The sequence below is a fragment of the Streptomyces sp. AC550_RSS872 genome, assembly GCF_019049285.1.
Taxonomy (GTDB): Bacteria; Actinomycetota; Actinomycetes; order Streptomycetales; family Streptomycetaceae; genus Streptomyces.
The window spans coordinates 153,158-178,951 of sequence record NZ_JAGMUL010000028.1 but is presented as its reverse complement, the minus strand read 5'-3'; the positions used below and the strand labels follow the sequence as shown (position 1 = coordinate 178,951).

Genomic DNA, 25,794 nt, shown 5'->3' with positions numbered 1-25,794 from the left:
CACCGACCGTGAGCGGGGATCTGGGTTAAGGAGGCGTGCCGCCGTACCCTTGGGGTATGGGGTTGGGAAGACCATTCCCGGACACAGCTCCGCCGCACACTGCTGGATCCGTCAGCGAGCTCCGCTCGCGGGCCCACCCATAAAGGATCAATACGCCGAGACAGCCATGGCCGGTCACGAATTCTTCGAACCAGCGGACCGCAAGCGGCCGGTAGCCGACCCCACGGCGTCCGAGCCCCTGGCGGCGGAACAGTCACGCCATTCCTGCGACCCCGCTTTCAAGCACGGCGTTGTCGTCGGCTTCGACGGCTCCACCTCCAGTGAGCGCGCCCTCGCGTACGCCATCGGCATGGCTCACCGTTCCGGGTCGGGCCTGATCATCGTCCACGTCGCCAACCGGCTGCCCACCACCGTGTGGGCTGGCTGCGAGCCACCGGTCTTCGTCGACGTACCGGACCACCGCACCGAGGTGCTCGGCCTCGAACTCGCGTGTGCCGACTACCTGGCCGAGGTGCCCTGGATCCTCGTCGAGCGCGGCGGTGACATCTGCCACGAGCTCGAAGAGGTCGGCCAGGAGTACGAGGCGGACGCGATCGTCGTCGGCTCCACGCACGGGATCGTGGGGCGGATCTTCGGCTCCGTCGCCGGGCGGCTCGCCAAGCGGGCCAAGCGTCCCGTCGTTGTCATTCCGTAACTCGCCGTTCTCCCAGGTGAGATGTGCAAATCTACTCGCGCGTAGAGGTGTTTGTGCCCTTGTGAAGGGCATATAACGCTCACCGCACAACTGCACATGCATGAAGGGAGCCCGCCGTGGACAACGACGTCTCTGCGGGAAACGGAATCACCACCGTGGTCGGCCGACTCGCCCTGGGAATCACCCTGTTGGCCTTCGGGCTGGGGTACACCGGCGTGATCGACGGTGTGTCGGCTGCTGACGCCGTATCAATCGCCCAGTACGTGGGCGGCATTGCCCTCTTCGCCGCCGGGCTGATGGCCCTGCGCGACCGTGACGCCGCGAACGGGACGGCGTTCGTGACGCTGGGCGCCCTGTGGTTCACCTGGGCGATGTCCGCCGACGCGAGTGTCTCCGACAATGCGGCGGGGCTGTTCCTGCTGCTGTTCGCGCTCGTGGCGCTGTCTCTCACGCTGGCGGGTGGGGATCAGCTCGGGCAGGGGGCGTACGGGCTGTTCTTCGTCGCTCTGGTGCTCATGGCTGTCGCCGACTTCGCCGGTGGTGAAGGGCTCACCAAGGTGGGCGGCTGGTTCGCCGTTGGTGCGGGTGCGGTGGCCTGGTATGCGGCCACCGCGGCGCTGGCGCACTGGCCCACGGCTCTTCCGCGACGCGCTGCGGGCCGGGGTGTGACGGCCACCGGGTAGCTGCGCGGGCCGGGGGTTGGGCGGCCCCCGGCGTTGAAAACGGACCCCCCGTGAGTGGTGGCATCACGTGGGGGTCCGTTGCGTTGTGTGGCCTCTGCGGGTGCGTGGGGGCTGGTCGCGCAGTTCCCCGCGCCCCTGAAAGGCAGGGGCTGCGCCCCTGAAAGAAACAGGTGGCGCGCCCCTGGAAGCCGGGTGGCTACTCGACCGTTACCGACTTTGCGAGGTTCCTCGGCTTGTCGATGTCCCGGCCCAGGGCCAAGGCCGTGTGGTAGGCGAGGAGTTGGAGAGGGATGCCCATCAGGATGGGGTCGAGTTCGTCCTCGTTCTTGGGGACGACGATCGTCTGGTCGGCCTTCTCCTGCGGCTGGTGGGCGACGGCGAGAATCTTGCCGCTGCGGGCCTTGATCTCCTCCATGGCGGCGCGGTTCTTCTCCAGGAGGTCGTCGTCGGGGACGATCGCGACCGTGGGGAGGGCGGGCTCGATCAGGGCCAGCGGGCCGTGCTTGAGCTCGGAGGCCGGGTAGGCCTCGGCGTGGATGTAGGAGACCTCCTTGAGCTTCAGGGAGGCCTCGCGGGCGACCGGGTAGCCCCGGACACGTCCGATGAAGAGCATCGAGCGGGCCTCGGCGTACTGCTGGGCCAGCTTCTCGATCTCCGCCTCCTGCTCCATCACCGAGGCGATCTGGTCCGGCAGCTTGCGCAGGCCCTCGATGATGCGCTTGCCGTCGCGGACCGAGAGGTCGCGGGTGCGGCCGAGGTGCAGGGCGAGAAGCGCGAAGGCGACCGTCGTGTTCGTGAAGCACTTCGTCGAGACGACGCAGACCTCGGGGCCCGCGTGGACGTAGATGCCGCCGTCGGCCTCGCGGGCGATGGCCGAGCCGACGACGTTGACGACTCCCAGGACCCTTGCGCCCTTGCGCTTCAGTTCCTGGACCGCTGCCAGGACGTCGTAGGTCTCGCCCGACTGGGAGACGGCGATGTAGAGGGTGTCGGGGTCGACGACCGCGTTGCGGTAGCGGAACTCGGAGGCCGGCTCGGCGTCCGCGGGGATACGGGCCAGCTCCTCGATCATCTGGGCGCCGATCATGCCCGCGTGGTACGAGGTGCCGCAGCCGAGGATCTTCACGCGGCGGATCTGGCGGGCCTCGCGGGCGTCCAGGTTGAGGCCGCCGAGGTGCACGGTGGAGAAGCGGTCGTCGATGCGGCCGCGCAGGACGCGGTCCACGGCGTCGGCCTGCTCGTGGATCTCCTTGTGCATGTAGGTGTCGTGGCCGCCCATGTCGTACGACGCTGCTTCCCACTCGACCGTGGTGGGCTCGGCCGTCGTACGGGTGCCCTCCGTGGTGTAGGTGCGGAAGTCGTCGGCCTTCAGGGTGGCCATCTCGCCGTCGTCGAGGGTCACTATCTGGCGGGTGTGGGCGACGAGAGCCGCGATGTCCGACGCTACGAACATCTCCTTCTCGCCGATGCCCAGGACGACCGGGGAGCCGTTGCGGGCGACGACGATGCGGTCCGGGAAGTCGGCGTGCAGGACGGCGATGCCGTACGTGCCCTCGATGAGGCGCAGGGTCTCGCGGACCTTGTCCTCCAGCTTCTCCGCCTGCGCACGGGCGATGAGGTGGACGAGGACCTCGGTGTCGGTCTCGGACAGGAACTCGACGCCGTCCGCCTCCAGCTTGCGGCGCAGGTCGGCGGCGTTGTCGATGATGCCGTTGTGGACGACGGCGACCTTGCCCTCGGCGTCCAGGTGCGGGTGGGCGTTCACGTCGGACGGGGCGCCGTGGGTGGCCCAGCGGGTGTGGGCGATACCGGTCGTGCCCTTGAAGCGCGCCGGGACCTTGGCCTCCAGGTCACGGACCCGGCCCTTGGCCTTGACCATCTTCAGGGCAGGCGCCTTCGGGGAGGAGACGACCACGCCGGCCGAGTCGTAGCCGCGGTACTCCAGGCGCTGGAGGCCCTCCAGGAGGAGGGGGGCCACGTCACGCTTCCCGATGTATCCGACGATTCCGCACATATACAGGTATTCCTAGCCGTAGACGATGCGGCGCAGCTGCCTGAGCGTGAGCTCCGGCGGTGCCACCGCGCGGTATTTGAGGTCCGCCTCGATCCGTTCGAAGATCTGCGCGTTCACCAGGCCCTGGGTCTGGAGTTCGCGGTGGCGGCGACGGACATAGTCCTCGGTCGTCTCGTCGAAGTAGGCGAGCACGTCCTGGATCACCCGCAGCGCCTCGCCCCGGCTGAGGGGCGTGGAGCGCGTCAGGTGATCTACGAGTTCGTCGTGCACCCGGTAGATCCTGGGGTACCGGCGACGGTTTCGCAAGAATCCTGCCCGTTTTCGGGCAGCGGCCTGGCAATCACCTGGTAGTCGGCTGTTGGAACTCTTGGAAGAACATTGAGGGTCTCATGGGGGCCCGTTCCTGAGCCGTCCATGCCTCGTCCCGCATCCCGTTGCCTGAGGGGACGAGTTTCGGACGCCATGGACATTCCTCGCATGGGAGTACCCCAGCAGCTGGCCGAGCGCATGAGCATGGCCGAGCAGCACGAGTACCTGCGCGCCAAGTTCTCGCGGCGCACGATGATGAGAGGCGGCGCCGTCACGCTCGGCGCCGTCGCGGGTGGCGCGTTCGTACCGGGCGCCACCGCCCAGGCCGCCACCGCCCAGGCCGTTCCGACCCGGACGGCCCCGCATACCGAGACGGTCGACGGCGCGCTCGTCGCCCCCTTCGGCCGCCACCTCGCCTACGGCAACGACCCGCGCACCGAGATGACCGTCTCGTGGCAGGTCCCGGTCGCCGTGAAGAAGCCGTTCATCCGGGTCGGCGCCCATCCCTGGGACCTCTCCCGCAAGATCGAGGCCGAGGTCCGCACCCTCTACACCCCGGCCGGCGTCGGTGCCGGCGCCGACCACACGCAGTACTACGTCCACGCCAAGCTGACCCATCTGCGCCCCGGCCGGACGTACTACTACGGCGTCGGCCACCAGGGCTTCGACCCCGCCGAGCCGCACCTGCTCGGCACCCTCGGCACCTTCACCACCGCCCCCGCCCACAAGGCCCCGTTCACCTTCACGGCCTTCGGCGACCAGGGCGTCAGCTACCACGCGCTGGCCAACGACAGCCTGATCCTCGGCCAGAACCCGGTCTTCCACCTGCACGCGGGCGACATCGCGTACGGCGACCCGACCGGCGCCGGCAAGGCCTCCGACACCGGTTTCGACTCGCGCACCTGGGACCAGTTCCTGGCCCAGACCGAGTCGGTCGCCAAGTCGGTGCCGTGGATGGTCAGTTACGGCAACCACGACATGGAGGCCTGGTACTCGCCGGGCGGCTACGGCGGCGAGGAGGCCCGCTTCACGCTCCCCGACAACGGGCCGGACAGGAAGAACCTGCCGGGGGTCTACTCCTTCGTCTACGGCAACACCGCGGTCATCTCGCTCGACCCGAACGACGTGTCGTACGAGATCCCCGCCAACCTCGGCATCTCCGGGGGCACGCAGACCAAGTGGTTCGAGGCGCAGCTGAAGAAGTACCGGGCCGCGCACGGCATCGACTTCGTCATCGTCTTCTTCCACCACTGCGCCTACTGCACCTCCACCGCGCACGCCTCGGAGGGCGGTGTGCGCCAGGAGTGGGTGCCGCTGTTCGAGAAGTACCAGGTGGACCTCGTCATCAACGGCCACAACCACCAGTACGAGCGCACGGATGTGATCAAGGGGAACGAGGTCGCCAAGAAGCTGCCGATCGGCGGCACGGCCTACCCCGAGACCGAGGGTGTCGTCTATGTCACGGCGGGCGCGGCCGGCCGCAGCCTGTACGCGTTCTCCGCGCCCGACTCCTACGAGGGGCACGAGCACGAGGTCGACTCCGTGGCCTCCTTCGTCAACCTCAAGGACGGCAAGAAGGACGAGACGGTCACCTGGTCGCGCGTGCGCTACCTGAACTACTCGTTCCTGCGCGTGGACGTGAACCCCGCTCCGCGCGGCCGCTACGCCACCCTGAAGGTGCAGGGCATCGCCGAGACGGGCGACCGGATCGACCACTTCACGGTGGCCCGCCGGGCCAAGTAGGCCCCGCACGGGCCCGTACGCGGACTACATCCGCTTGAGCACCGCCTGCTTGGCCATCGTGAACTCCTCGTCCGTGAGCACACCCGTGCGGTGCAGCTCACCGAGTTCGCGCAGGCGGCGCAGCAGGGCGTCGTGGTCGTCCTCGGCTGACGCGACCGGAGGGGAAGGCAGCTCCGGTCGCGGCTGAGGTACGTCCGGGGCGGTGGCCCTGGCCGGATGCGGGAGGCGGGCCTGGACGGCCGCCGCGACCAGGGCCATCAGCGGGTCCTTCTTGAAGCCCCACAGCTCCACCGCGTTGGGGTCGTACTTGGGCGGGGCCTTGGTGGGCGCGTTCCTCACGGTGAAGCGGAGGTGGCCGTTCTCCAGGCCCGCCGCCGGATGCCACTCCACCCCCGTGATGTCGGCGAGGGTGAGGGAGCGGGTGCCGGCGGCGGCCTTGGCTTCCTCCGTCTTCCAGTTCCACTCCAGCCGGATGTGCTCACCGTCGAAGGTCGCCGTCGCGTCCCCGGCGGAGACCGACAGGGGGACCGAGGGGCCCGGCAGCAGGTACCTGTCGACCGGATCGGCCGGGACCTCGTCCAGCAGCAGCGCGTTGCGGACCTCGTCCACGAGGTATTCCGCGACGCCGTAGCGGTCGGACTCCACGATCAGCTGATACGGGTCGTGGGGCTCGGTGAGCCGGCCGCCGGTTGCTTGGAGCAGCGGGTCGGCGCCGTCGCGCAGCCGCAGCCGGAGCCGCCCGGCCTTCTTGCCCTGCTCGAAGGAGACCCCGGCCAACGACCCCAGGGGGACGGCCAGTTCACCCAGTGTCTTGCGGAACAGGCTGACGTTCTTGTCCCGCCCGGGGGTCAGCCTCAGGGCGTCGCCGTCGAAGACCCAGGTGCCGTCCTTCTGGATGATTTCCGCCATGGGGTGGATTGTTTCATCAGTCTCACGAGAGGGTGGTCCAGACCTCTTGGAGCTCAACGGCTCATGGAAGGGACGGTTTTGTGAGACACAGAACACTGCGCCTTCTCGGTTCCCTGCTGCTGGTCGCGACGGGCCTCTCCGTCACCGGCGCCGCGCCCGCGCAGGCAGCATCGCCCACCCCGCTCGACCGGGTGGTCCCCGCACCCGCCTCGGTCGCCCCGGGCGGATCGCCCTACGGGCTCACCCGCGGCACCCACATCCGCGTGGACGACTCCCGTGAGACCCGCCGCATCGGCGAGTACCTCGCGTCCGTCCTGCGCCCCTCCACCGGCTACCGCCTCCCGGTCACCGCCCACGGCAGTGGCGGCATCCGACTGCGCCTGGTCAAGGGCGCGTTCGGCCCCGAGGGCTACCGCCTCGACAGCGGCCGGGGCGGCATCACCATCACCGCCACGGCGCCCGCCGGCCTCTTCCACGGTGTGCAGACCCTGCGCCAGCTGCTCCCGGCGGCCGTCGAGAAGGACTCCGTCCAGCCCGGCCCCTGGCTGGTCGCGGGCGGCACGATCCGGGACACCCCGCGCTACGGCTGGCGCGGCGCGATGCTGGACGTCTCCCGGCACTTCTTCACCGTCGACCAGGTCAAGCGCTACATCGACCAGCTCGCCCTGTACAAGATCAACAAGCTGCATCTGCACCTCAGCGACGACCAGGGCTGGCGCATCGCCGTCGACTCCTGGCCGCGCCTGGCTTCGTACGGTGGCTCCACGCAGGTGGGCGGCGGCCCCGGTGGCTTCTACACCAAGGCCGACTACAAGGAGATCGTCCGGTACGCCGCCTCCCGCCATCTGGAGGTCGTCCCCGAGATCGACATGCCGGGCCATACGAACGCCGCGCTCGCCTCGTACGCCGAACTGAACTGCGACGGGGTGGCTCCGCCGCTGTACACCGGCACCGAGGTCGGCTTCAGCTCGCTGTGCGTCGGCAAGGACATCACGTACGACTTCGTGGACGACGTGATCCGGGAGCTCGCCGCGCTCACGCCGGGCCGGTATCTGCACATCGGGGGTGACGAGGCGCACTCGACCAGTCATGAGGACTATGTGCGGTTCATGGAACGGGTACAGCCGGTTGTCGCCAAGTACGGGAAGACGGTGGTGGGGTGGCATCAGCTGACCGGGGCGAGCCCCTCGCGGGGGGCGCTGGCGCAGTACTGGGGGCTGGACGGTACGAGTGCCGAGGAGAAGGCGCAGGTCGCGGCTGCCGCGCGGAACGGGACCGGGGTTGTTCTGTCTCCGGCTGACCGGATCTATCTCGACATGAAATACACCGCTGATACGCCGTTGGGGCTGGACTGGGCCGGGCTGGTCGAGGTGAAGCGGTCTTACGACTGGGATCCGGGGAGCTATCTGCCGGGTGTGCCCGTGTCGGCGATCCGGGGGGTTGAGGCGCCGATGTGGACGGAGACGCTCACGAAATCGGACGACATCGAGTACATGGCGTTTCCGAGGCTGGCCGGGGTGGCTGAGCTGGGGTGGTCGCCGGCTGACACGCACGACTGGGATGGGTACAAGCTTCGGCTGGCTGCGCAGGGTCCGCGGTGGGAAGCGATGGGGATCAACTTCTACCGGTCGCCTCAGGTTCCGTGGTAGTTCGGCTGACCGCCGGTGGGGGCTGGTCGCGCCCACGCGGCGGAGCCGCACATTGATACAGCCCGCGCCCCTGAAAACCCGGCGCGCCCGCCCTGGACATATAGACGTGCACCCCGGAGGACCGTACTCCGGGGTGCACGCCTGTCTGGAGGGCTTACAGCCCCGCGATGGGGTTCCTCAGGTTGCCCACCAGCTGGAGGGCGCCCGCCGGGTCCGCCAGGTCGACCATCTGCTTGTTGTCGCGCAGCTGGAGGCGGTTGAGGCAGGACAGGGCGAACTCGGGGGCGAACATGTCGTACTGCTTGAACTTGTCGGCGAGTTCGGGCACCGAGTGCTGGTAGTCCCGGGTTACCTCGGCGACCGTGCGCCAGAAGTCGTCCTCCGCCAGGATTCCCTCGGCGGCGAGGTTCGCGGCGAGGAAGCGGAAGAAGCAGTCGAAGACGTCGGTGAAGATGGACAGGAGCTTCTTGTCCTCGGGAACCTCCACGCGCAGCCGCTCGACCGTCGGCGGCAGCACCGCGTCCGGGTCCATGACGGCGATCTCCTCCGCGATGTCCTTGTAGATCGCGCGCTCGACGACGCCGTCCTTGAGGACGAGGATGACGTTCTCGCCGTGCGGCATGAACACCAGGTCGTAGGCGTAGAAGCTGTGCAGGAGCGGGGTGAAGTAGGCCTTCAGGTAGCGGCGCAGCCACTCCGTCGGGGTCAGGCCCGACTGCTCGATCAGCGCGCCCGCGAAGGACGCGCCCTCGTGGTCGACGTGGACCAGGGAGGCCATGGTGGCGAGCGACTCGCCGTCCCTGAGGGACGACACCGGGCTTTCGCGCCAGAGCGCGGCCAGCATCTTGCGGTACGGCGAGTAGCGGTCCGTCGCGGCCTCGTACTCCAGGTGCCGGTAGCCGACGGCGGCGCGTTCGCGGATGATCGACAGGCCGGTGTCGCGCAGGACCGGGTCGCCGGCGATCAGCTGGGCCAGCCAGTCGTTGATGGCCGGGGTCGCCTCCATGTACGCCGCCGAGAGACCGCGCATGAAGCCCATGTTGATGACGGACAGCGCCGTCTTCACGTAGTGCTTCTCGGGGCTGGAGGTGTTGAAGAAGGTCCGGATGGACTGCTGGGCCAGGTACTCGTCGTCGCCCTCGCCCAGGCAGACCAGGTGCTGCTGGGCGACCTCGGCGGCGAAGGTGACGGTGAGCTTGTTCCACCACTGCCAGGGGTGGACCGGGATGAGGAGGTAGTCGGCAGGGTCGAGGCCCTGCCCGGAGAGTGTGTCGCGGAAACGGTTCAGCGTCACATCGCCCAGCTCGTCCCGCAGGAAGGCCTCGTACTCGATGCCGACACCCGCCGTGAACGCCGCGCGTGACCTGTGCGCCGCCAGCCACACCAGCCGGACCGGGCTCGCCGTCTCGGGGGCGTACGACAGGTACTCGTGGATGCCGAAGCCCAGCCGGCCGTTGTTGGCGACGAAGCAGGGGTGGCCCTCGGTCATGCCCGTCTCGACGGCCTGGAAGCCGCTTGTGACGAGCTCGGCGACCGGGATCTCCGGCTTGGTGAGCTTGTAGCAGGTGCCGGAGAGGGTGGAGGAGATCTCCTCCAGGTAGACCGGCAGCACCTCGTCGCTCAGACCCAGGGACTTCTGGAGCTCGATGAAGAAGTCCAGGGCGGCGAGCGGGCGTTCGGCGCCGTCGCGGTGGCGGGTGATCGAGTCGGCGTCGACCTGCCAGTGGTCGAGGGCGCGGAGCACGGCGGTGAAGGTGTAGCGGGTCAGGCCGTCGTCGCTGCGGACGACGTAGGTGCCGTCGCCGGCGGCCTCGGGCGTGATGAGGCGCTCGTGGGCGAACTCGGCGAGGGCCTTGCGGATCAGGAGGCGGTTGGCCCGCGCCCAGCGGTGGGGGGACAGATGCGCTACGGCGTCGGACAGGGTCATACGGCTACTCCTCGGGCGGCCTCGAACTGCTCACGGGTGCAGAAGCTCAGCAGCGCCTTCTTCTCCGGCTTCTGGATCTCGCGCTCGGGCACGAAACCGACGGCTTCGTTCAGGGCGTGCACGGCCTTGTTCGACACGTCCGGCTCGACGACTACGCGCCGCACCTCCGGGTCCTCGAAGAGGTGCGCCATCACGGCGGTGATGACGGACCGGGTGAAGCCGCGCACGGGCCGGTCGGTGGGCGGCGTCAGGAAGTGCATGCCGATGTCGCCCGGCTGCGGCTCGTACAGGCCGACCAGTTCGCGGTGGGCGGGGTCGTACTTCTCCATCAGGAAGGCGGGCAGGCCGTCCTGGAGGCCCAGCAGCGCGTGGTGGTGTTCGTCGGCCGCGATCTCCATGTACGCGCGCTCGACGTCCACCAGGCTCGCGCCCTGCATCATCCAGAAGGCGGCCTTGGGGTGGGTGACCCAGGTGTGCAGCAGCTCGGCGTCCTTCAGGGGGTCGAGCGGGCGGAAGGCGAAGGTGCCGGTGTCGGTGGTGCTCATACGGCGAACTCCTGGAACGCGATCGTCTTCTCGACCGGGTAGTACTCGGTGCCGAGCAGCTCGCGGATGATGTACGCGTTCCGGTAGGGGCCCATGCCCAGGTCGGGGCTGGTGATGCTGTGAGTGTGGACACCGGCGTTCTGGAGGAAGACCCCGCGGCCGGTGACGTCGATGGCGTAGTTGCGGGCGACGTCGTAGTTGCCCTGGGAGTCGTACACCAGGCGGTCGCGCACGGGCTTCAGGAACTCCGGCTCGGCGTACTTGTAGCCGGTCGCCAGGACCAGGCCCTGCGAGTCCAGCTCGAACTCCTTCTGCTGCTCCTCCTGGCGGAAGGAGAGGGTGTACGTGCCGTTCTCGTACCGCGCGCTGTTCAGCGAGGAGTTGGTGAGCAGACGCGTGGGCACGGGGCCGCCGAGGTTCTTCTGGTAGAGCAGGTCGAAGATCTCGTTGATCAGGTCGCCGTCGATGCCCTTGAACAGGCCCTTCTGCTCGGCGGTGAGGCGGTAGCGGGTAGCCTCCGGCAGCTCGCGGAAGTAGTCGACGTACTCCGGGGACGTCATCTCCAGGGTGAGCTTGGTGTACTCCAGCGGGAAGAAGCGCGGGGAGCGGGTGACCCAGTTCAGCCGGTAGCCGTGGACGTCGATCTCGCTGAGCAGGTCGTAGTAGATCTCCGCGGCCGACTGGCCCGAGCCGACCAGCGTGATCGACTCCTTCTTCTGGAGCTCCGCCTTGTTCTGGAGATAACGGGAGTTGTGGAGGAAGTCGCCGCCCAGGCCCTGGCAGGCCTCGGGTATGTAGGGCGGGGTGCCGGTGCCGAGGACGAGGTGACGGGCGCGGTAGGTGTCACCGGCGGCCGTCCGCACGACGTACAGCCCGTCCCCTTCGTCGTACGTCACCTCGGTGACCGTCGTGCTGAAGCGGACGCTGCTCAGTCTGTTCGCGGCCCAGCGGCAGTAGTCGTCGTACTCGACCCGCAGCGGGTAGAAGTTCTCGCGGATGTAGAACGAGTACAGCCGGCCCTTCTCCTTCAGGTAGTTCAGGAAGGAGTACGGCGAGGTCGGGTCGGCGAGGGTGACCAGGTCCGACATGAACGGGGTTTGAAGATGCGCACCGTCCAGGAACATGCCCGCGTGCCACTCGAAGTCCGGCTTGGACTCCAGGAAGACGCCGTCGAGCTCGTCGATCGGCTCGGTCAGACAGGCGAGGCCGAGGTTGAACGGGCCGAGCCCGATCCCCACGAAATCATGGGTTCTGGTCGGGTTTTCAGGACGCGCGGTCAAGGGACTCTCCCAGGTACTGCTCGGCGTGGCCGGCGATCAGGTCGAGGACGGCGGCGATGTCTTCGGTCGTCGTCTCGGGGTTGAGCAGGGTGAACTTCAGGTAGTGGCGGCCCTGGACCTTGGTGCCCGCGACCACCGCGTCGCCGGAGGCGAACAGGGCCTTGCGGGCGTACAGGTTGGCGCGGTCGATCTCGGCCGGGTCGGTGACGGCCGCCGGTATGTAGCGGAAGACCAGGGTGGACAGGTTCGGCTCGACCACGACGTCGTAGCGCGGGTCGGCGGCCAGCAGCCGCCAGCCCTCCACCGCCAGGTCGCAGACCTCGTCGAAGAGCTGCCCGATGCCGTCGGCGCCCATCACACGCAGGGTCATCCACAGCTTGAGGGCGTCGAACCGTCGGGTGGTCTGGAGGGACTTGTCGACCTGGTTGGGGATGCGCTCGCTGACCATGCGCTTCGGGTTGAGGTACTCGGCGTGGTACGTCGCGTGGCGCAGGGTCGAGGCGTCGCGGACCAGCACGGCGGACGAACTCACCGGCTGGAAGAAGGACTTGTGGTAGTCGACGGTGACCGAGTCCGCGCGCTCGATGCCGTCGATACGGCCCCGGTACTTCACGGAGGCGAGCAGTCCGCAGCCGTAGGCGGCGTCGACGTGCATCCAGGTGCCGTACTGCTCGCACAGCTCGGCGATCTCGGGCAGCGGGTCGATGGAGCCGAAGTCCGTGGTGCCGGCGGTGGCGACGACCGCCATGGGGACGAGACCGTCGCGGCGGCAGCGCTCCAGTTCACGGGCGAGGGCGACGGTCTGCATCCGCTTGTCGTGGTCGACGGGGACGGAGACCACGGAGTCCTGACCGAGGCCCAGCAGCTTCGCGGACTTCTTCACGCTGAAGTGGCTGACCTCGGAGGCGAAGATGCGCAGTTTCGCGAACGAGTCGGTCTTGGCCTCCTCGCGGGCGAGCAGCAGGGCCTGGAGGTTGGACTGTGTGCCGCCCGAGGTGAAGACACCGTCGGCGTTCTCGCCGAGCCCGATGCGCGCCGTCGTCCAGTCGATGAGCTTGCGCTCGATGAGGGTGCCGCCGGCCGACTGGTCCCAGGTGTCCAGGGAGGAGTTGACGGCGGAGAGGATCGCCTCGCCGAGGACGGCCGGGATGACGACCGGGCAGTTGAGGTGGGCGAGATAGCGGGGGTGGTGGAAGTAGATCGCGTCCCGGAGGTAGACGCCCTCCAGCTCGTCCAGGACCGCGGCGGTGTCCAGCAGCGGCTTGTCGAGGTCGATCGCGTCGATGGTGGGGGCCAGGGCGTCGACCGTGACGCCGGTGAACGGACGGTCGGTGGCGGCGAGTTTGGCGGCCACCCGCTCGATTCCTTCGGTCACGGAGCGGCGGTACTGCTCCGCGGTCGTGTCATTGAGCAGGTGCGAGCGCATGGGGAGGTCCTCCGGTGGGGACGGGCCGTGAAAGTGCGGGTGCGGGATGCGGCTCCGCAGTGCAACTTAGGTTAGCCTAACCTAAGTAACTCGGGATGAGGGCAGCCTCGACCGTGACCGTGATCACTCCGGTCTCGGCAGTAACTACTCGGCGGCGCGCAGCTGTTCTTCGGTCATCCCGTGCCGCCAGTAACCGACGAACGTCACCCGGCGCCGGTCGACCCCGCGTTCACCGACGAAGTGCCGGCGCAGTGCCTTCACACGGCCGGACTCGCCCGCGATCCAGACGTACGGGTGCTCGGCGGCGGGTAGTTGGGCGGCCCGGACCGCACCGAGCCCGTCTTCCTGTCCGTCTCCCTGTACGAGCCAGGTGATCTCGGCGTCGGCCCCGGTCACCAGGTCCTGGATGTCCCTGGCGTCCCGTACCTCCAGCCACACCCGGCCCCGCATACCGGCGGGCAGGGACTCGAGGATCGCGGAGACAGCGGGTACGGCCGTCTCGTCGCCCCAGATCACCACCAGGTCGGTGTCCTCGGGCGCCCGGAACCGTATCGCCCGGTTGTCGGCGACGGCCGGCCCGAGGAGCAGGACCCGATCACCGGCGCAGGCGCGCGAGGCCCAGTCGGAGGCGGGCCCGGCCGGGGTGTGCAGCACGAAGTCGATGTCGATCTCATCGGGGTTCCGCCGCAACGCACGCAACGTGTATGACCGCATCACGGCCCGCACGTCGTCCGGCAGTTCCCGCCACCCCTGCCACCACCCGTCACCGAGCTCCAGGGGAACCTGCGGCTCCGTCTGATGGGGGTGCGGCAGGAACAGCGAGAGGGACTGGTCACGCCCCTCGGAGTAGAAGTACGCCAGATCGTCCCCGCCGAAGGTGACCCGGACCATGGACGGCCCGAGCCGCCGAGTCCGCACGACGTGCAGGGAGAAGAAACGGAACGGGGCGGCGACGGCGGTGGTCATAGGGGGCAACTCCTGAATCGACGTCAGGTATGCCTACTCAGGGGCGCGGGGCTGTATCGATATGCGGCTCCGCCGCGTGGGCGCGCCCGCCGAAACGGACCCGCAGTCGCCCCACAACCTCAAGTGGCACCTACTTAGGCGACCTTCTTGGCCTTCTCGATGGCCTCGGCGAGGCTCGTCAGCAACGGCGTGCACTTGTCGTAAGACAGAATCGGCTCCGGCGACCGAGCGATGACCTGCCCCGCCTTCACCGCGGGCAGCTTCTTCCACGTCGCCTCGGTGATGTCAGCGGGCTGAATCGTCGAGGACCGGTCGTCCATCATGATGATGTCGGCCGGGTACTTGTCGACGTTCTCCCAGCTGAGGCTCTCGAACCAGCCGCCGCCCTCCTTCTTGGCGCTCTCCGGCGGCTCCACGAAGTTCACGCCGAGGGCCTTGAAGTACTCCAGGTCGATGGAGAGGTTCGTGCCGGAGACGTAGAAGATGTCCTGGCTGGCGGAACCGGCCATCACCTTGATCTCGGGGCGGGCCTTCGCGGCCTTGCGCAGCCGCTCGGCCGCGGCCTCGAAGCCCTTCTTCGCCTGGACGGCCTTGTCGGCCTTCAGGTCCGCGCCGAGGGACTCGGCCAGCGCCCACATGCGCTCCAGCGGCTGGGTCAGCTGGCGGTCGTAGACGGAGATGGCGGCGCTCGGGGCGAGCTGGGCGATCTTGTCCTTGGACGCCTCGGGGACGTACCAGAGGGTGCCGGCGCTGTCGAAGGTCGTGCTGAGGAGGACCTCGGGGGCGAACGCCGCGTACTTCTCGACGTTGAACTGGTCCCAGACGTTGCCGAAGACGGTCAGCTTGCTGACGTCCATGTCCCCGGCCTGGACGTCGGCCTTGCCGTCCTGCGTCCTGGTCGGGCCGAAGACGCCCTTGACCTCGATTCCGTAGTCGTACAGGGCGGCCGCGACACCGATGAACGCGACGATCTTCGTGGGCACCTTGTCGAGCTTCACCGTGGTGCCGCGGTCGTCCTTGAAGCTCCAGGGGCCCGACTTCGCGGCGGTCGTCTCCTCGCCGGAGCCACCGCTTTTCGCGTCGTCGTCTCCGCAGGCCGCGAGCACGGCACCGAGGCCGAGTGCGCCGCCCGCGGCGAGGATGCCGCGGCGGGTGAGGTGGGTGGCTCTGGTGTTGGACATGGCTACGCTGCTTTCGAACAGGGCGGATCACGCGCCGGACAATTCGAAGGTAGGTTAGCCTAACCTCAGCTGATGTCCAGGGGTGGGGGCCCTTGTGATCGAAGTTGTGCGCGGACTATGAAGCCATCACATAAGTCAACAAGGCCCAACGACCTTGCAATCGAGGGTGGTTGGGCCTTGCTCAAGCGGTCGACCGGCTCAGCCCACCAGCCCCAACTCCCGCGCGATCAGCATCCGCTGCACCTCGCTCGTGCCCTCGCCGATCTCCAGGATCTTGGAGTCCCGCCACATCCGGGCCACCGGGTACTCGTTCATGAAGCCGTAGCCGCCGTGGACCTGCGTGGCGTCACGGGCGTTGTCCACGGCGATCGTCGACGAGTACAGCTTCGCGAGCGCCGCCTCCTTCTTGAAGGGCTCGCCCGCGACCAGCCGGGAAGCCGCGTCGCGCCAGGCCAGGCGGGCCGTGTGGGCCTTCATCTCCATGTCGGCGATCTTGAACTGGATGGCCTGGTTGGCCCCGATGGGACGGCCGAAGGCGTGGCGCTCCTTGGCGTACTTCACCGACTCGTCCACACAGCCCTGCGCCAGGCCCGTCGCCAGCGCCGCGATGGCGATCCGGCCCTCGTCCAGGATGCGCAGGAACTGGGCGTACCCGCGGCCCTCCTCGCCCAGGAGGTTGGCGGCCGGCACGCGGACGTCGGCGAAGGACAGCTCACGGGTGTCGGAGGCGTTCCAGCCGACCTTGGAGTACGGGGCGGCGACCGTGAAGCCGGGGGTGCCGGACGGGACGATGATCGACGAGATCTGCGGCTTTCCGTCGGGCCCGCGGCCGGTGACCGCCGTGACCGTGACCAGGCCCGTGATGTCCGTGCCGGAGTTGGTGATGAAGCACTTGGTGCCGTTGATCACCCATTCGCCGGTCTCCGGGTCGAGGCGGGCCGTCGTACGGGTCGCGCCCGCGTCCGAGCCGCCGTCGGGTTCCGTCAGCCCGAACGCGCCGAGGATCTCGCCCGAGCACAGCCGTGGCAGCCACTCCCTCTTCTGCTCCTCGGTGCCGAAGAGATGGACCGGCATCGCGCCGAGCGAGACGCCCGCTTCCAGCGTGATGGCGACCGAGGAGTCCACGCGGGCCAGCTCCTCCAGCGCGATGCCCAGCGCCAGATAGTCGCCGCCCATGCCGCCGTACTCCTCCGGGAACGGCAGACCGAACAGCCCCATGCGGCCCATCTCCCGCACGATCTCGTACGGGAACTCGTGATGCTCGTAGTATTCGCCGATCTTGGGGGCCACGACATCGTGGGCGAACTCCTCCACCGTGCGGCGGAGTTCCTCCAGTTCGGGGGAGAGACGGTGGTCCATGGCTGTTCACTGCTCCTTGTGGGAGAGGGCTCGGACGGTGCGGGACGGGCTGGGTCGGCCCAGTTGTTCGGCCATCCACGCGCTCGTGGCGACGAGACGGTCCAGGTCGATTCCGGTGTCGATGCCGAGGCCCCGCAGCATCCACACGAGGTCCTCGGTGGCGAGGTTGCCGGTGGCGGACCTGGCGTACGGGCAGCCGCCGAGGCCGCCCGCGGAGGCGTCGATCGTGGTGACGCCGTGTTCCAGGGCCGCGTAGGTGTTGGCGAGCGCCTGTCCGTAGGTGTCGTGGAAGTGCACGCCGACGACGTTCGTCGGCACGCCCTCCTCGTTCAGCGCGGACAGGAGCTCCCGCACATGGCCGGGTGTCGCGACGCCGATGGTGTCGCCGAGGCTCAGCTCGTCGCAGCCCATGTCCCGCAGCGCCCCGCACACCCGCACCACCTGGTGGACCGGGACCGCGCCCTCCCAGGGGTCGCCGAAACACATGGAGACATAGCCGCGCACGTGCAGACCCTCGTCCTTCGCGCGCTTGACGACCGGCTCGAACACCGCCAGCGACTCGTCCAGCGTCCGGTTGAGGTTCGCCTTGGCGAAGGACTCCGTGGCGCTGGCGAACACGGCGACCCGCCGGGCGCCGAGGGCCAGGGCGCGGTCCAGGCCCCGGTTGTTGGGGACAAGGACCGGCAGGTGCACGCCCGTCAGGCCGGCGACGAGCGGGAAGAGCTGCTCGGCGTCCGCGAGCTGGGGCACCCACTTGGGGTGGACGAAGCTCGTGGCCTCGATGGTGGTGAGCCCCGCCTCGGCCAGCCGGCGGACGAACTCCGCCTTGACCTCGGTCGGCACCGTCGACTTCTCGTTCTGTAGGCCGTCGCGCGCGCCGACCTCGTGGATCCGGACGCGGGCGGGCAGGTCCGCGGCCGGTACGGCCATGGGGAGACCCTGGACTGTCATTCCTCCGCCTCCTCGTGAGGTGCGACGACCGCCAGCACCTGGTCCATGGCGACCGTGGTGCCCGGCGTGACGTCCAGTTCGGCGACCGTGCCGGCGTGCGGGGCGGAGATGACGTGCTCCATCTTCATCGCCTCCACCACCAACAGGCTCTGCCCCGCGCTCACTTCGTCCCCGACGGCGACCTTCACCACCGTCACCGTCCCCGGCATGGGCGCGGTGAGCGAGTCGGCGCCCACGTGGGCGGCCCCGGTGAGCGAGGCGGCCACCGGGTCGTGGTCGCGCACATGCCAGGCGTCGCCGTCGCGGCCCAGCCAGTCGCCCGCCCGGTGGAAGGTGTGGCGGACGCCGTCCAGGGTGACGGCCACGCGGTCGTCCGTGACGTCGGCGGCGCCGCGCGGGACGTACTCCACCGGGTCCTGCACACGGAGGTGGAACCCGACCGGCTTGGCAGCCCCGCCGAGACGCCAGCCGCTCGGCACAGAGAACGGGTCCGTCCAGCCGGCACCCTTCGGCAGCAGCGCCTCCCCGCGTACGGCCGCCGCCGCCTCGTAGACCTCGTCGGGTACGTCCGTGGCGACCAGGTCGTCCACCACGCGCTCGACGAGACCCGTGTCCAACTCGCCCTCGACGACCGCCGGATGCGCGAGCAGCCGCCGCAGGAACCCGGCGTTGGTCTGCACGCCCAGGATGACCGTCTCCGCGAGGGCGGCCCGGAGCTTACGGAGCGCGGTCGCGCGGTCGGGGCCGTACGCGATCACCTTGGACAGCATCGGGTCGTACAGGCTGCCGACCTCGGTGCCCTCGCTGAGCCCGGAGTCGGTGCGGATGCCGTCGCCCTGGGGTTCGCGCAGCCGCAGCACCGTGCCGCCGGACGGCAGGAACCCGCGTGCGCCCGCCCTTACGGATACAGTCTCCGCGCAGATGCGGGCCTCGACGGCATGCCCGGTGAGCCGTACGTCGTCCTGTCCGAAGGTGAGCGGCTCGCCCGCCGCCACCCGCAGCTGCCACTCCACCAGGTCCAGTCCGGTGATCAGCTCGGTCACCGGGTGCTCGACCTGGAGGCGGGTGTTCATCTCCATGAAGTAGTACGAGGAGGGGTCGCCGCCCGGCACGATGAACTCCACCGTGCCCGCACCCCGGTAGCCGCACGAGCGGGCCGCCTGCACGGCCGCCTCGCCCATCGACGCGCGCGTGCTCTCGTCCAGCAGGACGGACGGCGCCTCCTCGATGATCTTCTGGTGTCTGCGCTGGAGGGAGCACTCGCGCTCCCCGAGGTGGACGACATGGCCATGACCGTCGGCCAGGACCTGGATCTCGATGTGCCGGGGGCGGTCGACCCACCGCTCGACGAGGAGGGTGTCGTCGCCGAAGGAGGCGCGGGCCTCGCGGCGGGCGGCGGCGATCTCGTCCTCCAGGACCGTGAGGTCCCGGACCAGGCGCATGCCCTTGCCGCCGCCGCCCGCGCTGGGCTTCAGCAGCACGGGTGCGCCCAACGCGCGGGCCGCCTCGGCCAGTTCAGGGTCACGGCCGCCGGGGACCACGGGAACGCCGGCCGTCTGCACCGTCTCCTTGGCGCGGATCTTGTCGCCCATCAGCGAGATGGCGTCGGCGGGCGGTCCGATGAAGACGAGCCCGGCGTCGGCGCACGCGCGCGCGAAGCCGGCGTTCTCCGCGAGGAAGCCGTAGCCGGGGTGGACGGCCTGGGCGCCGGTGCGGGCGGCCGCCTCCAGCAGCCGCTCCACGGACAGATAGCTCTCGGCCGCCTGCGCCGGACCGATCCGTACCGCCGTGTCGGCCTCCCGCACATGGCGCGCGTCGGCGTCCGCGTCGGAGAAGACGGCCACCGAGCGCACGCCCAGCGAGCGGAGTGTACGGATGACCCGTACGGCGATCTCGCCCCGGTTGGCCACGAGCACTGTGTCAAACATGGGTTCCGTCCCCCTCACATCCGGAAGACGCCGAACTGGGGCTCACCCAGGGGCGCGTTGGCACAGGCGGTCAGGGCGAGGCCCAGCACCTGACGGGTCTCCAGCGGGTCGATCACGCCGTCGTCCCAGAGGCGGGCGGTGGCGTAGTAGGCGTTGCCCTGGCGCTCGTACTGCTCCCGGATCGGCGCCTTGAAGGAGTCCTCGTCCTGTGCGGACCAGGACTCGCCGCGCGCTTCCAGCTGGTCCCGCTTGACCGTCGCGAGCACGGAGGCGGCCTGCTCGCCGCCCATCACGGAGATCTTGGCGCCCGGCCACATCCACAGGAAGCGGGGCGAGTACGCCCGGCCGCACATGGAGTAGTTCCCGGCGCCGTACGAGCCGCCGACGACGACCGTCAGCTTCGGCACGCGCGTGCAGGCCACCGCGGTGACCATCTTGGCGCCGTGCTTGGCGATGCCGCCCGCCTCGTAGTCCTTGCCGACCATGAAGCCGGAGATGTTCTGAAGGAAGAGCAGCGGGATGCCGCGCTGGTCGCACAGCTCGATGAAGTGGGCGCCCTTCTGGGCGGACTCGGAGAACAGGATGCCGTTGTTGGCGACGATGCCGACCGGGTGGCCGTGGACGCGGGCGAAGCCGGTGACGAGGGTCTGCCCGAACTCGGCCTTGAACTCCGCGAAACGGGAGCCGTCGACCACGCGCGCGATGATCTCGCGGACGTCGTAGGGGGTGCGGGAGTCGACGGGGACGGCGCCGTAGAGGCCGTAGGGGTCGACCTTGGGCTCCACGGCGGGCTGGACCTGCCACGGGAGCGCGCCGCGCGCGGGGAGGGTCGCGACGATGTTCCGCACGATCCGCAGGGCGTGTGCGTCGTCCTCGGCGAGATGGTCGGTCACGCCGGAGACCCGGGAATGGACGTCGCCGCCGCCGAGTTCCTCCGCGGTGACGACCTCACCGGTGGCGGCCTTCACCAGCGGGGGACCGCCGAGGAAGATCGTGCCCTGGTTGCGGACGATGACGGCCTCGTCGCTCATCGCGGGGACGTACGCGCCCCCGGCGGTGCACGAGCCCAGCACGGCCGCGATCTGCGGGATCCCGGCGCCCGACATACGGGCCTGGTTGTAGAAGATCCGCCCGAAGTGCTCCCGGTCGGGGAAGACCTCGTCCTGCATGGGCAGGAAGGCTCCGCCCGAGTCGACGAGATACAGACACGGCAGGCGGTTCTCCAGGGCCACCTCCTGCGCGCGCAGGTGCTTCTTCACGGTCATCGGGTAGTACGTCCCGCCCTTGACCGTGGCGTCGTTCGCGACGATCACGCACTCGCGACCGCTGACCCGCCCGATCCCGGCGATGACACCGGCGGCCGGGGCCTGGCCCTCGTACATGCCGTCGGCCGCGAGGGGCGCGAGCTCCAGGAAGGGGGAACCCGGGTCGAGAAGGGTGTCGACGCGGTCGCGCGGCAGCAGCTTGCCGCGTGCGCAGTGCCGGGCACGCGCCTTCTCACCGCCTCCCAGCCGGGCGGCGGCGAGCTTGCCACGCAGCTCCTCCACCAGCGCCCGATGGGCCTCCTCGTTGGCCCGCCAGGCCTGAGACGCGGGATCTGCCGCGCTCACAAGCTCCGGTGCCTCGTGCATCCTGCGGTCCCCTCACCAGTGGTCGACCAGTTAATGAGCGTTAACGCATTTCCTTCAGGTTAACGACCGCTAACCTCCCTGTCTAGAATTGCCTCCATGGCCACCAGAACCGACGCCACCACCCGCCGCGAGCAGATCCTCAAGGAGGCCGCGCGGCTCTTCGCCGAACGCGGATTCCACGGCGTCGGCGTGGACGAGATAGGTGCCGCCGTGGGCATCAGCGGCCCCGGTCTCTACCGTCACTTCGCCGGCAAGGACGCGATGCTCGCCGAGCTCCTCGTCGGCATCAGCGGGCAGCTGCTGACGGGCGCGAAGCGGCGCCTCGCGGAGGCCGACGGCGTGCCGCCCGAGGCGGTCCTCGACTCCCTCATCGAGGGCCACATCGACTTCGCCCTCGACGACCGCCCCCTCATCACCCTGCACGACCGCGAGCTGGACCGCCTGCGCGACAGCGACCGCAAGCTCGTACGGCAGCTCCAGCGGCAGTACGTCGAGCTGTGGGTGGAGATCGTCCGCAAGGTCTACCCGGACCTGACCGAGCCGACGGCACGCTCCGCCGTCCACTCGGTGTTCGGCCTGCTCAACTCGACCCCGCACCTGGGACGACCGGGCTCGCTGCCGGGGCGGGGGGTCACGGCGGAGCTGTTGCACCGGATGGCGCGGGGGGCGTTCGGGGCCGCCGGGGTGGCGTGAGCTAACCCTCGGCGGAGCCGCTCAGGTGCCGCAGTACCGCGAGGACGCGGCGGCTGTAGCCGGTCGTACCCGTCAGGCCGAGCTTGTCGAAGATCGCGTTGGTGTGCTTCTCCACCGCGCTCCGGGAGATGTAGAGCTGCTGGGCGATGGCGGCGTTGGTGCAGCCCTGGGCCATCAGCGCCAGGACGTCCCGCTCGCGGGGCGTGAGCCGGTGCAGCGGGTCGGTGCGGGTGCTGCGGGCGAGGAGCCGCCGGACCACCTCGGGGTCGAACGCGGTGCCGCCCGCGCCCACGCGGTCCAGAGCGGCGAGGAACTCCTCCACCTGCATGACCCGGTCCTTGAGGAGATAGCCGACGCCCTCGCTGCTGCCGCTGAGCAACTCGGTGGCGTAGCGGCCCTCGACGTACTGGGAGAGGACCAGGACGGCCGTACCGGGATGGTCTCCGCGGATCCGGAGCGCGGCCCGCAGCCCCTCGTCGGTGTGTGTGGGCGGCATGCGCACGTCCACGACCACGATGTCGGGCGGATCGGCCGCGACCGCGGCCAGCAACGCGTCCGCGTTCCCCACCGAGGCCGTCACGACATGCCCCTCGTCGGCGAGGAGGCGGACGAGACCCTCGCGCAGCAGCGCGGAGTCTTCGGCGATCATGACGCGCACGGCAGCTCCGCGGTGATGACGGTCGGGCCGCCGGACGGGCTGTGTATGTCGAGTCGTCCGTCGAGGGCGGCGACGCGGCGGGACAGGCCGAGGAGGCCGCCGGTCGTGGGCCGGGACGGGGCGCCGCCGCTGCCGTCGTCCTCTATGCGCACCATCAGTCCCTCTCCCCTCCTGCCCACGTGGATCCTCGCGCGCGTGGCGCCCGAGTGCTTCAGCGTGTTGGTGACGGCCTCGGCGGCGACGAAGTACGCCACCGTCTGCACGGGGACCGGGGGAGGGGCGCCGTCCAGTTCGTACGACACCTCCACCGGCACCACCGACCGCTCCGCCAGCCCCTCCAGCGCGGCGGCCAGCCCCCGCTCGTCCAGGGTCGCGGGATAGATCCGCCATGCCGTCTCGCGCAGCTCGGTCAGGGCGTGCGCGGACTCCTCGTGCGCCTGGCGCAGCAGGGCGTCCGCCTTGGCCGGGTCGGCGGCCCGGCGGGCCCGGCCGAGCAGCATGCCCAGGGCGACCAGGCGTTGCTGCACCCCGTCGTGCAGGTCGCGTTCGATGCGCCGCCGCTCGTCGTGCACGGCCTGGACGACACCCGCGCGGGTCTCGGCCAGCTCGCCCACCCGGCGCCGCAGCAGCTCCGTCTCGCTGGGGCCGAGGTGGCGCCGGGCCAGCTGCTCGTCCAGCTGTGCCAGTCCGCGGCCGCCCTGCGCGCACAGGAACAGCAGGAACAGCCCGCCCAGGCCGGTGAGCGTGACGGTGCCGGGATGGAGGGGGTCCAGCACGAACCACGTCCACACCAGCAGCGAGGAGTAGAGGAGGGCGATCAGCGAGGTCAGCAACACCAGCAGGCCGAACAGGCCCAGCGGCCAACGCGCCGCGAGATACCCGAACGCTGCCCGCCCGTCGCGCGGCGGGTCCAGCTCGGCGCCATGGAACACCGCGAGGCGGCGCCGCTCCAGCCCGGCCAGGCGCAGCGTGCCCGGGGGGACGGACGGCGGGCGTCCGGTCGCCAGGGCCCGCATCCTGCGCACCCCGCCGTCGGCGACGCAGACCAGCTCGGCCAGCGCTGTCAGGCCGCCCAGCAGCAGTCCGGCGGCGAGACGGAGCCAGCGCCCGGTGAATGCGATCACGGTGGGCCAGGCTAGCCAAGGTCTCGGGGGCGGCGCCCTGCGGAAAACCGCACTCCTGACGTGTGGAGTGCCACAGCCGGTCGTGCGGCCTTCCTCATACCGCCTTTAGGTCAAGACTTCGTAAAGTGGCCTGCATGATCATTGCTGCTGCGGCCGACGCCCCCGTCGGCGGAGTCGCCGGCTGGGCCGCCGGCCTGATGGAGAAACTGGGCGGGCCCGGTGCCGGGCTGGCCATCGCCCTGGAGAACCTCTTTCCGCCGCTGCCGAGCGAGGTGATCCTGCCGTTGGCGGGGTTCACGGCGAGTCAGGGGCGGATGGACGTCGTCGCGGCCGTGGCCTGGACGACGGCCGGATCGGTGGTGGGTGCGCTGGCCCTGTATCTGCTGGGCGCGCTCTTCGGCCGGGAACGACTGATCGCGGCGGCCGCACGACTGCCGCTGGTGAAGGTCGCGGACGTGGAGCGGACCGAGGCGTGGTTCGTCCGGCACGGCACCAAGGCCGTGTTCTTCGGCCGCTTCGTGCCGATCTTCCGCAGCCTGATCTCGATACCGGCCGGCGTGGAACGCATGCGGCTGCCCCTCTTCCTCGCCCTCACCGCGGCCGGCAGCCTCATCTGGAACACCGCCTTCATCGCCGCCGGCTACGCGCTGGGCGCCCGCTGGCACGAGGTCACCGACCTGGTCGGCCTCTACTCCAAGGCGATCCTGGCGGCCGTGGTCGTGGCGGTCCTGGCCCTCGTGGTCGTACGGCTGCTGCGGGCGGGGCGTGGCACGCGGCGGCGAGCGTGACGAGCGTTACGGGGGTGCTCCTCTGGACGGATCTTTCTACCGGCCGGTACGGTATCTGAGCAAGCGCTTAGCCATGGGGTCGCAACCATCAATTGAGCAACCCCCGCGGCGAGCAACCACGTACGCGAGAGCGGCGCCGGTTTAGGCGCAAAGAAGGGCGGTGGCGGCGGTGCGCCGTACTGTGTTCAGCGAGGATCACGAGGCGTTCCGGGAGACCATCCGCGCCTTCATCGAGGCCGAGGTCGTCCCGGTCTACGACGAGTGGTTCGCGGCGGGCCAGGCGCCCCGCGACTTCTACTACAAGCTCGCCGAGCTCGGCGTCTTCGGCATCCGCGTCGACGAGGAGTACGGCGGCGCCGGCATCGACTCGTACAAGTTCGAGGCGGTGATGTACGAGGAGACCGCCCGCGCGGGTGTGCAGTTCGGCGGCTCCGGCGTGCACGTGCTGCTCGGCCTGCCGTACATCAAGATGCTCGCCTCCGACGAGCAGAAGAAGCGGTTCCTGCCGAAGTTCGTCTCCGGTGAGGAGATGTGGGCGCTGGCGATGACCGAGCCGGGCACCGGCTCCGACCTCGCGGGCATGAAGACCACCGCCAAGCTCTCCGAGGACGGCACGCACTACGTCCTCAACGGCGCCAAGACCTTCATCACCGGTGGCGTTCACGCCGACCGCGTGATCGTCTGCGCCCGCACCGACGCGCCCAGCGCCGAGGACCGCCGCCACGGCATCTCCCTGTTCGCCGTGGACACCAAGTCCGAGGGCTACTCCGTCGGCCGCAAGCTCGACAAGCTCGGCCTGAAGACCTCCGACACCGCCGAGCTGGCGTTCGTCGACGTGAAGGTCCCGGTCGAGGACCTCCTCGGCGAGGAGAACAAGGGCTTCTACTACCTCGGTCACAACCTCGCCTCCGAGCGCTGGGGCATCGCCTTCGGCGCCTACGCGCAGGCCAAGGCCGCCGTGCGGTTCGCCAAGGAGTACGTCCAGGACCGCACCGTCTTCGGCAAGTCCGTCGCCTCCTTCCAGAACACCAAGTTCGAGCTGGCCGCCTGCCAGGCCGAGGTCGACGCCGCCGAGGCCGTCGCCGACCGCGCCCTGGAGGCTCTGGACGCCGGTGAGCTGACCCCCGCCGAGGCCGCCTCCGCGAAGCTCTTCTGCACCGAGGTCGCCCACCGCGTGATCGACCGCTGCCTCCAGCTGCACGGCGGCTACGGCTTCATGAACGAGTACCCGATCGCCCGCCTGTACGCGGACAACCGCGTCAACCGCATCTACGGCGGTACCAGCGAGATCATGAAGTCGATCATCGCGAAGGACATGGGCCTGTAAGGCTCCTGA

At 69.6% G+C, this 25,794-nt stretch carries 22 protein-coding genes; 7 read left to right on the top strand and 15 right to left on the bottom strand.

The genetic code is table 11. The features are described 5' to 3' along the window. The first annotated feature begins 166 nt into the window (after positions 1-166). Both KUM44_RS14830 and KUM44_RS14825 read left to right on the top strand, forming a co-directional pair. Positions 167-694: a universal stress protein gene (locus KUM44_RS14830; RefSeq protein WP_062720828.1), complete on the top strand. Its 528-nt coding sequence runs from the start codon at positions 167-169 to the stop codon at positions 692-694. Positions 695-810: 116 nt separating this feature from the next. Continuing rightward, on the top strand, positions 811-1,377 hold the full coding sequence (locus tag KUM44_RS14825) for a GPR1/FUN34/YaaH family transporter (protein ID WP_217208326.1): 567 nt from the start codon (positions 811-813) through the stop codon (positions 1,375-1,377). 196 nt (positions 1,378-1,573) lie between these two features. Here KUM44_RS14825 and glmS read toward each other — a convergent pair whose 3' ends face one another. Together glmS and KUM44_RS14815 are read right to left on the bottom strand one after the other, a co-directional pair. Next, positions 1,574-3,391, bottom strand: a complete 1,818-nt coding sequence (glmS, locus tag KUM44_RS14820; protein ID WP_217208325.1) for a glutamine--fructose-6-phosphate transaminase (isomerizing) — start codon at positions 3,389-3,391, stop codon at positions 1,574-1,576. Positions 3,392-3,403: 12 nt separating this feature from the next. Continuing rightward, the gene (locus KUM44_RS14815) at positions 3,404-3,661 is read right to left on the bottom strand and encodes a hypothetical protein (protein ID WP_217208324.1); all 258 of its coding nucleotides are present in this window, start codon (positions 3,659-3,661) and stop codon (positions 3,404-3,406) included. A gap of 207 nt (positions 3,662-3,868) precedes the next feature. Between KUM44_RS14815 and KUM44_RS14810 the strand changes: the two genes are divergently transcribed. Further along, positions 3,869-5,443 carry a metallophosphoesterase family protein gene (locus tag KUM44_RS14810; RefSeq protein ID WP_217208323.1) on the top strand — a complete coding sequence of 525 codons (1,575 nt, stop codon included), beginning with the start codon at positions 3,869-3,871 and terminating at the stop codon, positions 5,441-5,443. 24 nt (positions 5,444-5,467) lie between these two features. On the opposite strand, the gene KUM44_RS14805 is transcribed toward KUM44_RS14810, so the two are convergent. Next, positions 5,468-6,352 (bottom strand): DUF4429 domain-containing protein, encoded by an 885-nt coding sequence (locus tag KUM44_RS14805; protein ID WP_217208322.1) that lies wholly within the window; start codon positions 6,350-6,352, stop codon positions 5,468-5,470. 80 nt (positions 6,353-6,432) lie between these two features. On the opposite strand from KUM44_RS14805, the gene KUM44_RS14800 reads away from it, so the two are divergent. Next, positions 6,433-8,001, top strand: a complete 1,569-nt coding sequence (locus tag KUM44_RS14800) for a beta-N-acetylhexosaminidase (protein ID WP_217208321.1) — start codon at positions 6,433-6,435, stop codon at positions 7,999-8,001. 154 nt (positions 8,002-8,155) lie between these two features. Here the strand turns inward: KUM44_RS14800 and KUM44_RS14795 are convergent, their stop codons facing one another. From KUM44_RS14795 to KUM44_RS14750, 10 genes are all read right to left on the bottom strand, one after another. Then, positions 8,156-9,928 carry an IucA/IucC family siderophore biosynthesis protein gene (locus KUM44_RS14795; protein WP_217208320.1) on the bottom strand — a complete coding sequence of 591 codons (1,773 nt, stop codon included), beginning with the start codon at positions 9,926-9,928 and terminating at the stop codon, positions 8,156-8,158. Beyond that, positions 9,925-10,473, bottom strand: a complete 549-nt coding sequence (locus KUM44_RS14790) for a GNAT family N-acetyltransferase (protein ID WP_217208319.1) — start codon at positions 10,471-10,473, stop codon at positions 9,925-9,927. Before KUM44_RS14790 ends, KUM44_RS14795 begins: the two co-directional genes overlap by 4 nt. Further along, on the bottom strand, positions 10,470-11,753 hold the full coding sequence (locus tag KUM44_RS14785) for a lysine N(6)-hydroxylase/L-ornithine N(5)-oxygenase family protein (protein ID WP_217208318.1): 1,284 nt from the start codon (positions 11,751-11,753) through the stop codon (positions 10,470-10,472). Before KUM44_RS14785 ends, KUM44_RS14790 begins: the two co-directional genes overlap by 4 nt. Next, positions 11,737-13,179 (bottom strand): lysine decarboxylase DesA, encoded by a 1,443-nt coding sequence (gene desA, locus KUM44_RS14780; protein ID WP_217208317.1) that lies wholly within the window; start codon positions 13,177-13,179, stop codon positions 11,737-11,739. The genes KUM44_RS14785 and desA overlap by 17 nt, the downstream gene beginning before the upstream one ends. A 144-nt stretch (positions 13,180-13,323) precedes the next feature. Then, the gene (locus KUM44_RS14775; protein WP_217208316.1) at positions 13,324-14,145 is read right to left on the bottom strand and encodes a siderophore-interacting protein; all 822 of its coding nucleotides are present in this window, start codon (positions 14,143-14,145) and stop codon (positions 13,324-13,326) included. Positions 14,146-14,279: 134 nt separating this feature from the next. Then, positions 14,280-15,326 (bottom strand): ABC transporter substrate-binding protein, encoded by a 1,047-nt coding sequence (locus KUM44_RS14770; RefSeq protein WP_217208315.1) that lies wholly within the window; start codon positions 15,324-15,326, stop codon positions 14,280-14,282. Positions 15,327-15,524: 198 nt separating this feature from the next. Further along, the gene (locus tag KUM44_RS14765; protein WP_217208314.1) at positions 15,525-16,685 is read right to left on the bottom strand and encodes an acyl-CoA dehydrogenase family protein; all 1,161 of its coding nucleotides are present in this window, start codon (positions 16,683-16,685) and stop codon (positions 15,525-15,527) included. A 6-nt stretch (positions 16,686-16,691) separates the two neighbouring features. Next, entirely contained in the window at positions 16,692-17,636 is a 945-nt protein-coding gene (locus KUM44_RS14760) for a hydroxymethylglutaryl-CoA lyase (RefSeq protein ID WP_217208313.1), read from the bottom strand. Continuing rightward, positions 17,633-19,564, bottom strand: a complete 1,932-nt coding sequence (locus KUM44_RS14755) for a biotin carboxylase N-terminal domain-containing protein (protein WP_217208312.1) — start codon at positions 19,562-19,564, stop codon at positions 17,633-17,635. The genes KUM44_RS14760 and KUM44_RS14755 overlap by 4 nt, the downstream gene beginning before the upstream one ends. Before the next feature lie 14 nt (positions 19,565-19,578). Next, positions 19,579-21,195 carry a carboxyl transferase domain-containing protein gene (locus KUM44_RS14750; protein ID WP_217208311.1) on the bottom strand — a complete coding sequence of 539 codons (1,617 nt, stop codon included), beginning with the start codon at positions 21,193-21,195 and terminating at the stop codon, positions 19,579-19,581. A gap of 96 nt (positions 21,196-21,291) precedes the next feature. On the opposite strand from KUM44_RS14750, the gene KUM44_RS14745 reads away from it, so the two are divergent. Continuing rightward, entirely contained in the window at positions 21,292-21,888 is a 597-nt protein-coding gene (locus tag KUM44_RS14745; protein WP_217208310.1) for a TetR/AcrR family transcriptional regulator, read from the top strand. 1 nt (position 21,889) lies between these two features. Here KUM44_RS14745 and KUM44_RS14740 read toward each other — a convergent pair whose 3' ends face one another. Both KUM44_RS14740 and KUM44_RS14735 read right to left on the bottom strand, forming a co-directional pair. Beyond that, positions 21,890-22,537 (bottom strand): response regulator transcription factor, encoded by a 648-nt coding sequence (locus tag KUM44_RS14740; protein WP_217208309.1) that lies wholly within the window; start codon positions 22,535-22,537, stop codon positions 21,890-21,892. After that, entirely contained in the window at positions 22,534-23,670 is a 1,137-nt protein-coding gene (locus tag KUM44_RS14735) for a sensor histidine kinase (protein ID WP_217208308.1), read from the bottom strand. Before KUM44_RS14735 ends, KUM44_RS14740 begins: the two co-directional genes overlap by 4 nt. Positions 23,671-23,804: 134 nt before the next feature. Here KUM44_RS14735 and KUM44_RS14730 point away from each other — a divergent pair, with 134 nt between their 5' ends. Both KUM44_RS14730 and KUM44_RS14725 read left to right on the top strand, forming a co-directional pair. Beyond that, positions 23,805-24,458, top strand: coding sequence for a DedA family protein (locus KUM44_RS14730; protein WP_217208307.1), 654 nt, complete (start codon positions 23,805-23,807; stop codon positions 24,456-24,458). Between the two features lie 169 nt (positions 24,459-24,627). Beyond that, positions 24,628-25,785: an acyl-CoA dehydrogenase family protein gene (locus KUM44_RS14725; RefSeq protein WP_048584058.1), complete on the top strand. Its 1,158-nt coding sequence runs from the start codon at positions 24,628-24,630 to the stop codon at positions 25,783-25,785. The last annotated feature ends 9 nt before the right edge of the window (positions 25,786-25,794 follow it).

Coding starts and splice junctions, on each gene's coding strand:
- KUM44_RS14830 (WP_062720828.1), top strand. CDS start 167: ATGGCCGGTCACGAATTCTTCGAACCAGCGGACCGCAAGCGGCCGGTA.
- glmS (WP_217208325.1), bottom strand. CDS start 3,391: ATGTGCGGAATCGTCGGATACATCGGGAAGCGTGACGTGGCCCCCCTC.
- KUM44_RS14810 (WP_217208323.1), top strand. CDS start 3,869: ATGGGAGTACCCCAGCAGCTGGCCGAGCGCATGAGCATGGCCGAGCAG.
- KUM44_RS14805 (WP_217208322.1), bottom strand. CDS start 6,352: ATGGCGGAAATCATCCAGAAGGACGGCACCTGGGTCTTCGACGGCGAC.
- KUM44_RS14795 (WP_217208320.1), bottom strand. CDS start 9,928: ATGACCCTGTCCGACGCCGTAGCGCATCTGTCCCCCCACCGCTGGGCG.
- KUM44_RS14790 (WP_217208319.1), bottom strand. CDS start 10,473: ATGAGCACCACCGACACCGGCACCTTCGCCTTCCGCCCGCTCGACCCC.
- desA (WP_217208317.1), bottom strand. CDS start 13,179: ATGCGCTCGCACCTGCTCAATGACACGACCGCGGAGCAGTACCGCCGC.
- KUM44_RS14775 (WP_217208316.1), bottom strand. CDS start 14,145: ATGACCACCGCCGTCGCCGCCCCGTTCCGTTTCTTCTCCCTGCACGTC.
- KUM44_RS14770 (WP_217208315.1), bottom strand. CDS start 15,326: ATGTCCAACACCAGAGCCACCCACCTCACCCGCCGCGGCATCCTCGCC.
- KUM44_RS14765 (WP_217208314.1), bottom strand. CDS start 16,685: ATGGACCACCGTCTCTCCCCCGAACTGGAGGAACTCCGCCGCACGGTG.
- KUM44_RS14760 (WP_217208313.1), bottom strand. CDS start 17,636: ATGACAGTCCAGGGTCTCCCCATGGCCGTACCGGCCGCGGACCTGCCC.
- KUM44_RS14755 (WP_217208312.1), bottom strand. CDS start 19,564: ATGTTTGACACAGTGCTCGTGGCCAACCGGGGCGAGATCGCCGTACGG.
- KUM44_RS14750 (WP_217208311.1), bottom strand. CDS start 21,195: ATGCACGAGGCACCGGAGCTTGTGAGCGCGGCAGATCCCGCGTCTCAG.
- KUM44_RS14745 (WP_217208310.1), top strand. CDS start 21,292: ATGGCCACCAGAACCGACGCCACCACCCGCCGCGAGCAGATCCTCAAG.
- KUM44_RS14740 (WP_217208309.1), bottom strand. CDS start 22,537: ATGATCGCCGAAGACTCCGCGCTGCTGCGCGAGGGTCTCGTCCGCCTC.
- KUM44_RS14730 (WP_217208307.1), top strand. CDS start 23,805: ATGATCATTGCTGCTGCGGCCGACGCCCCCGTCGGCGGAGTCGCCGGC.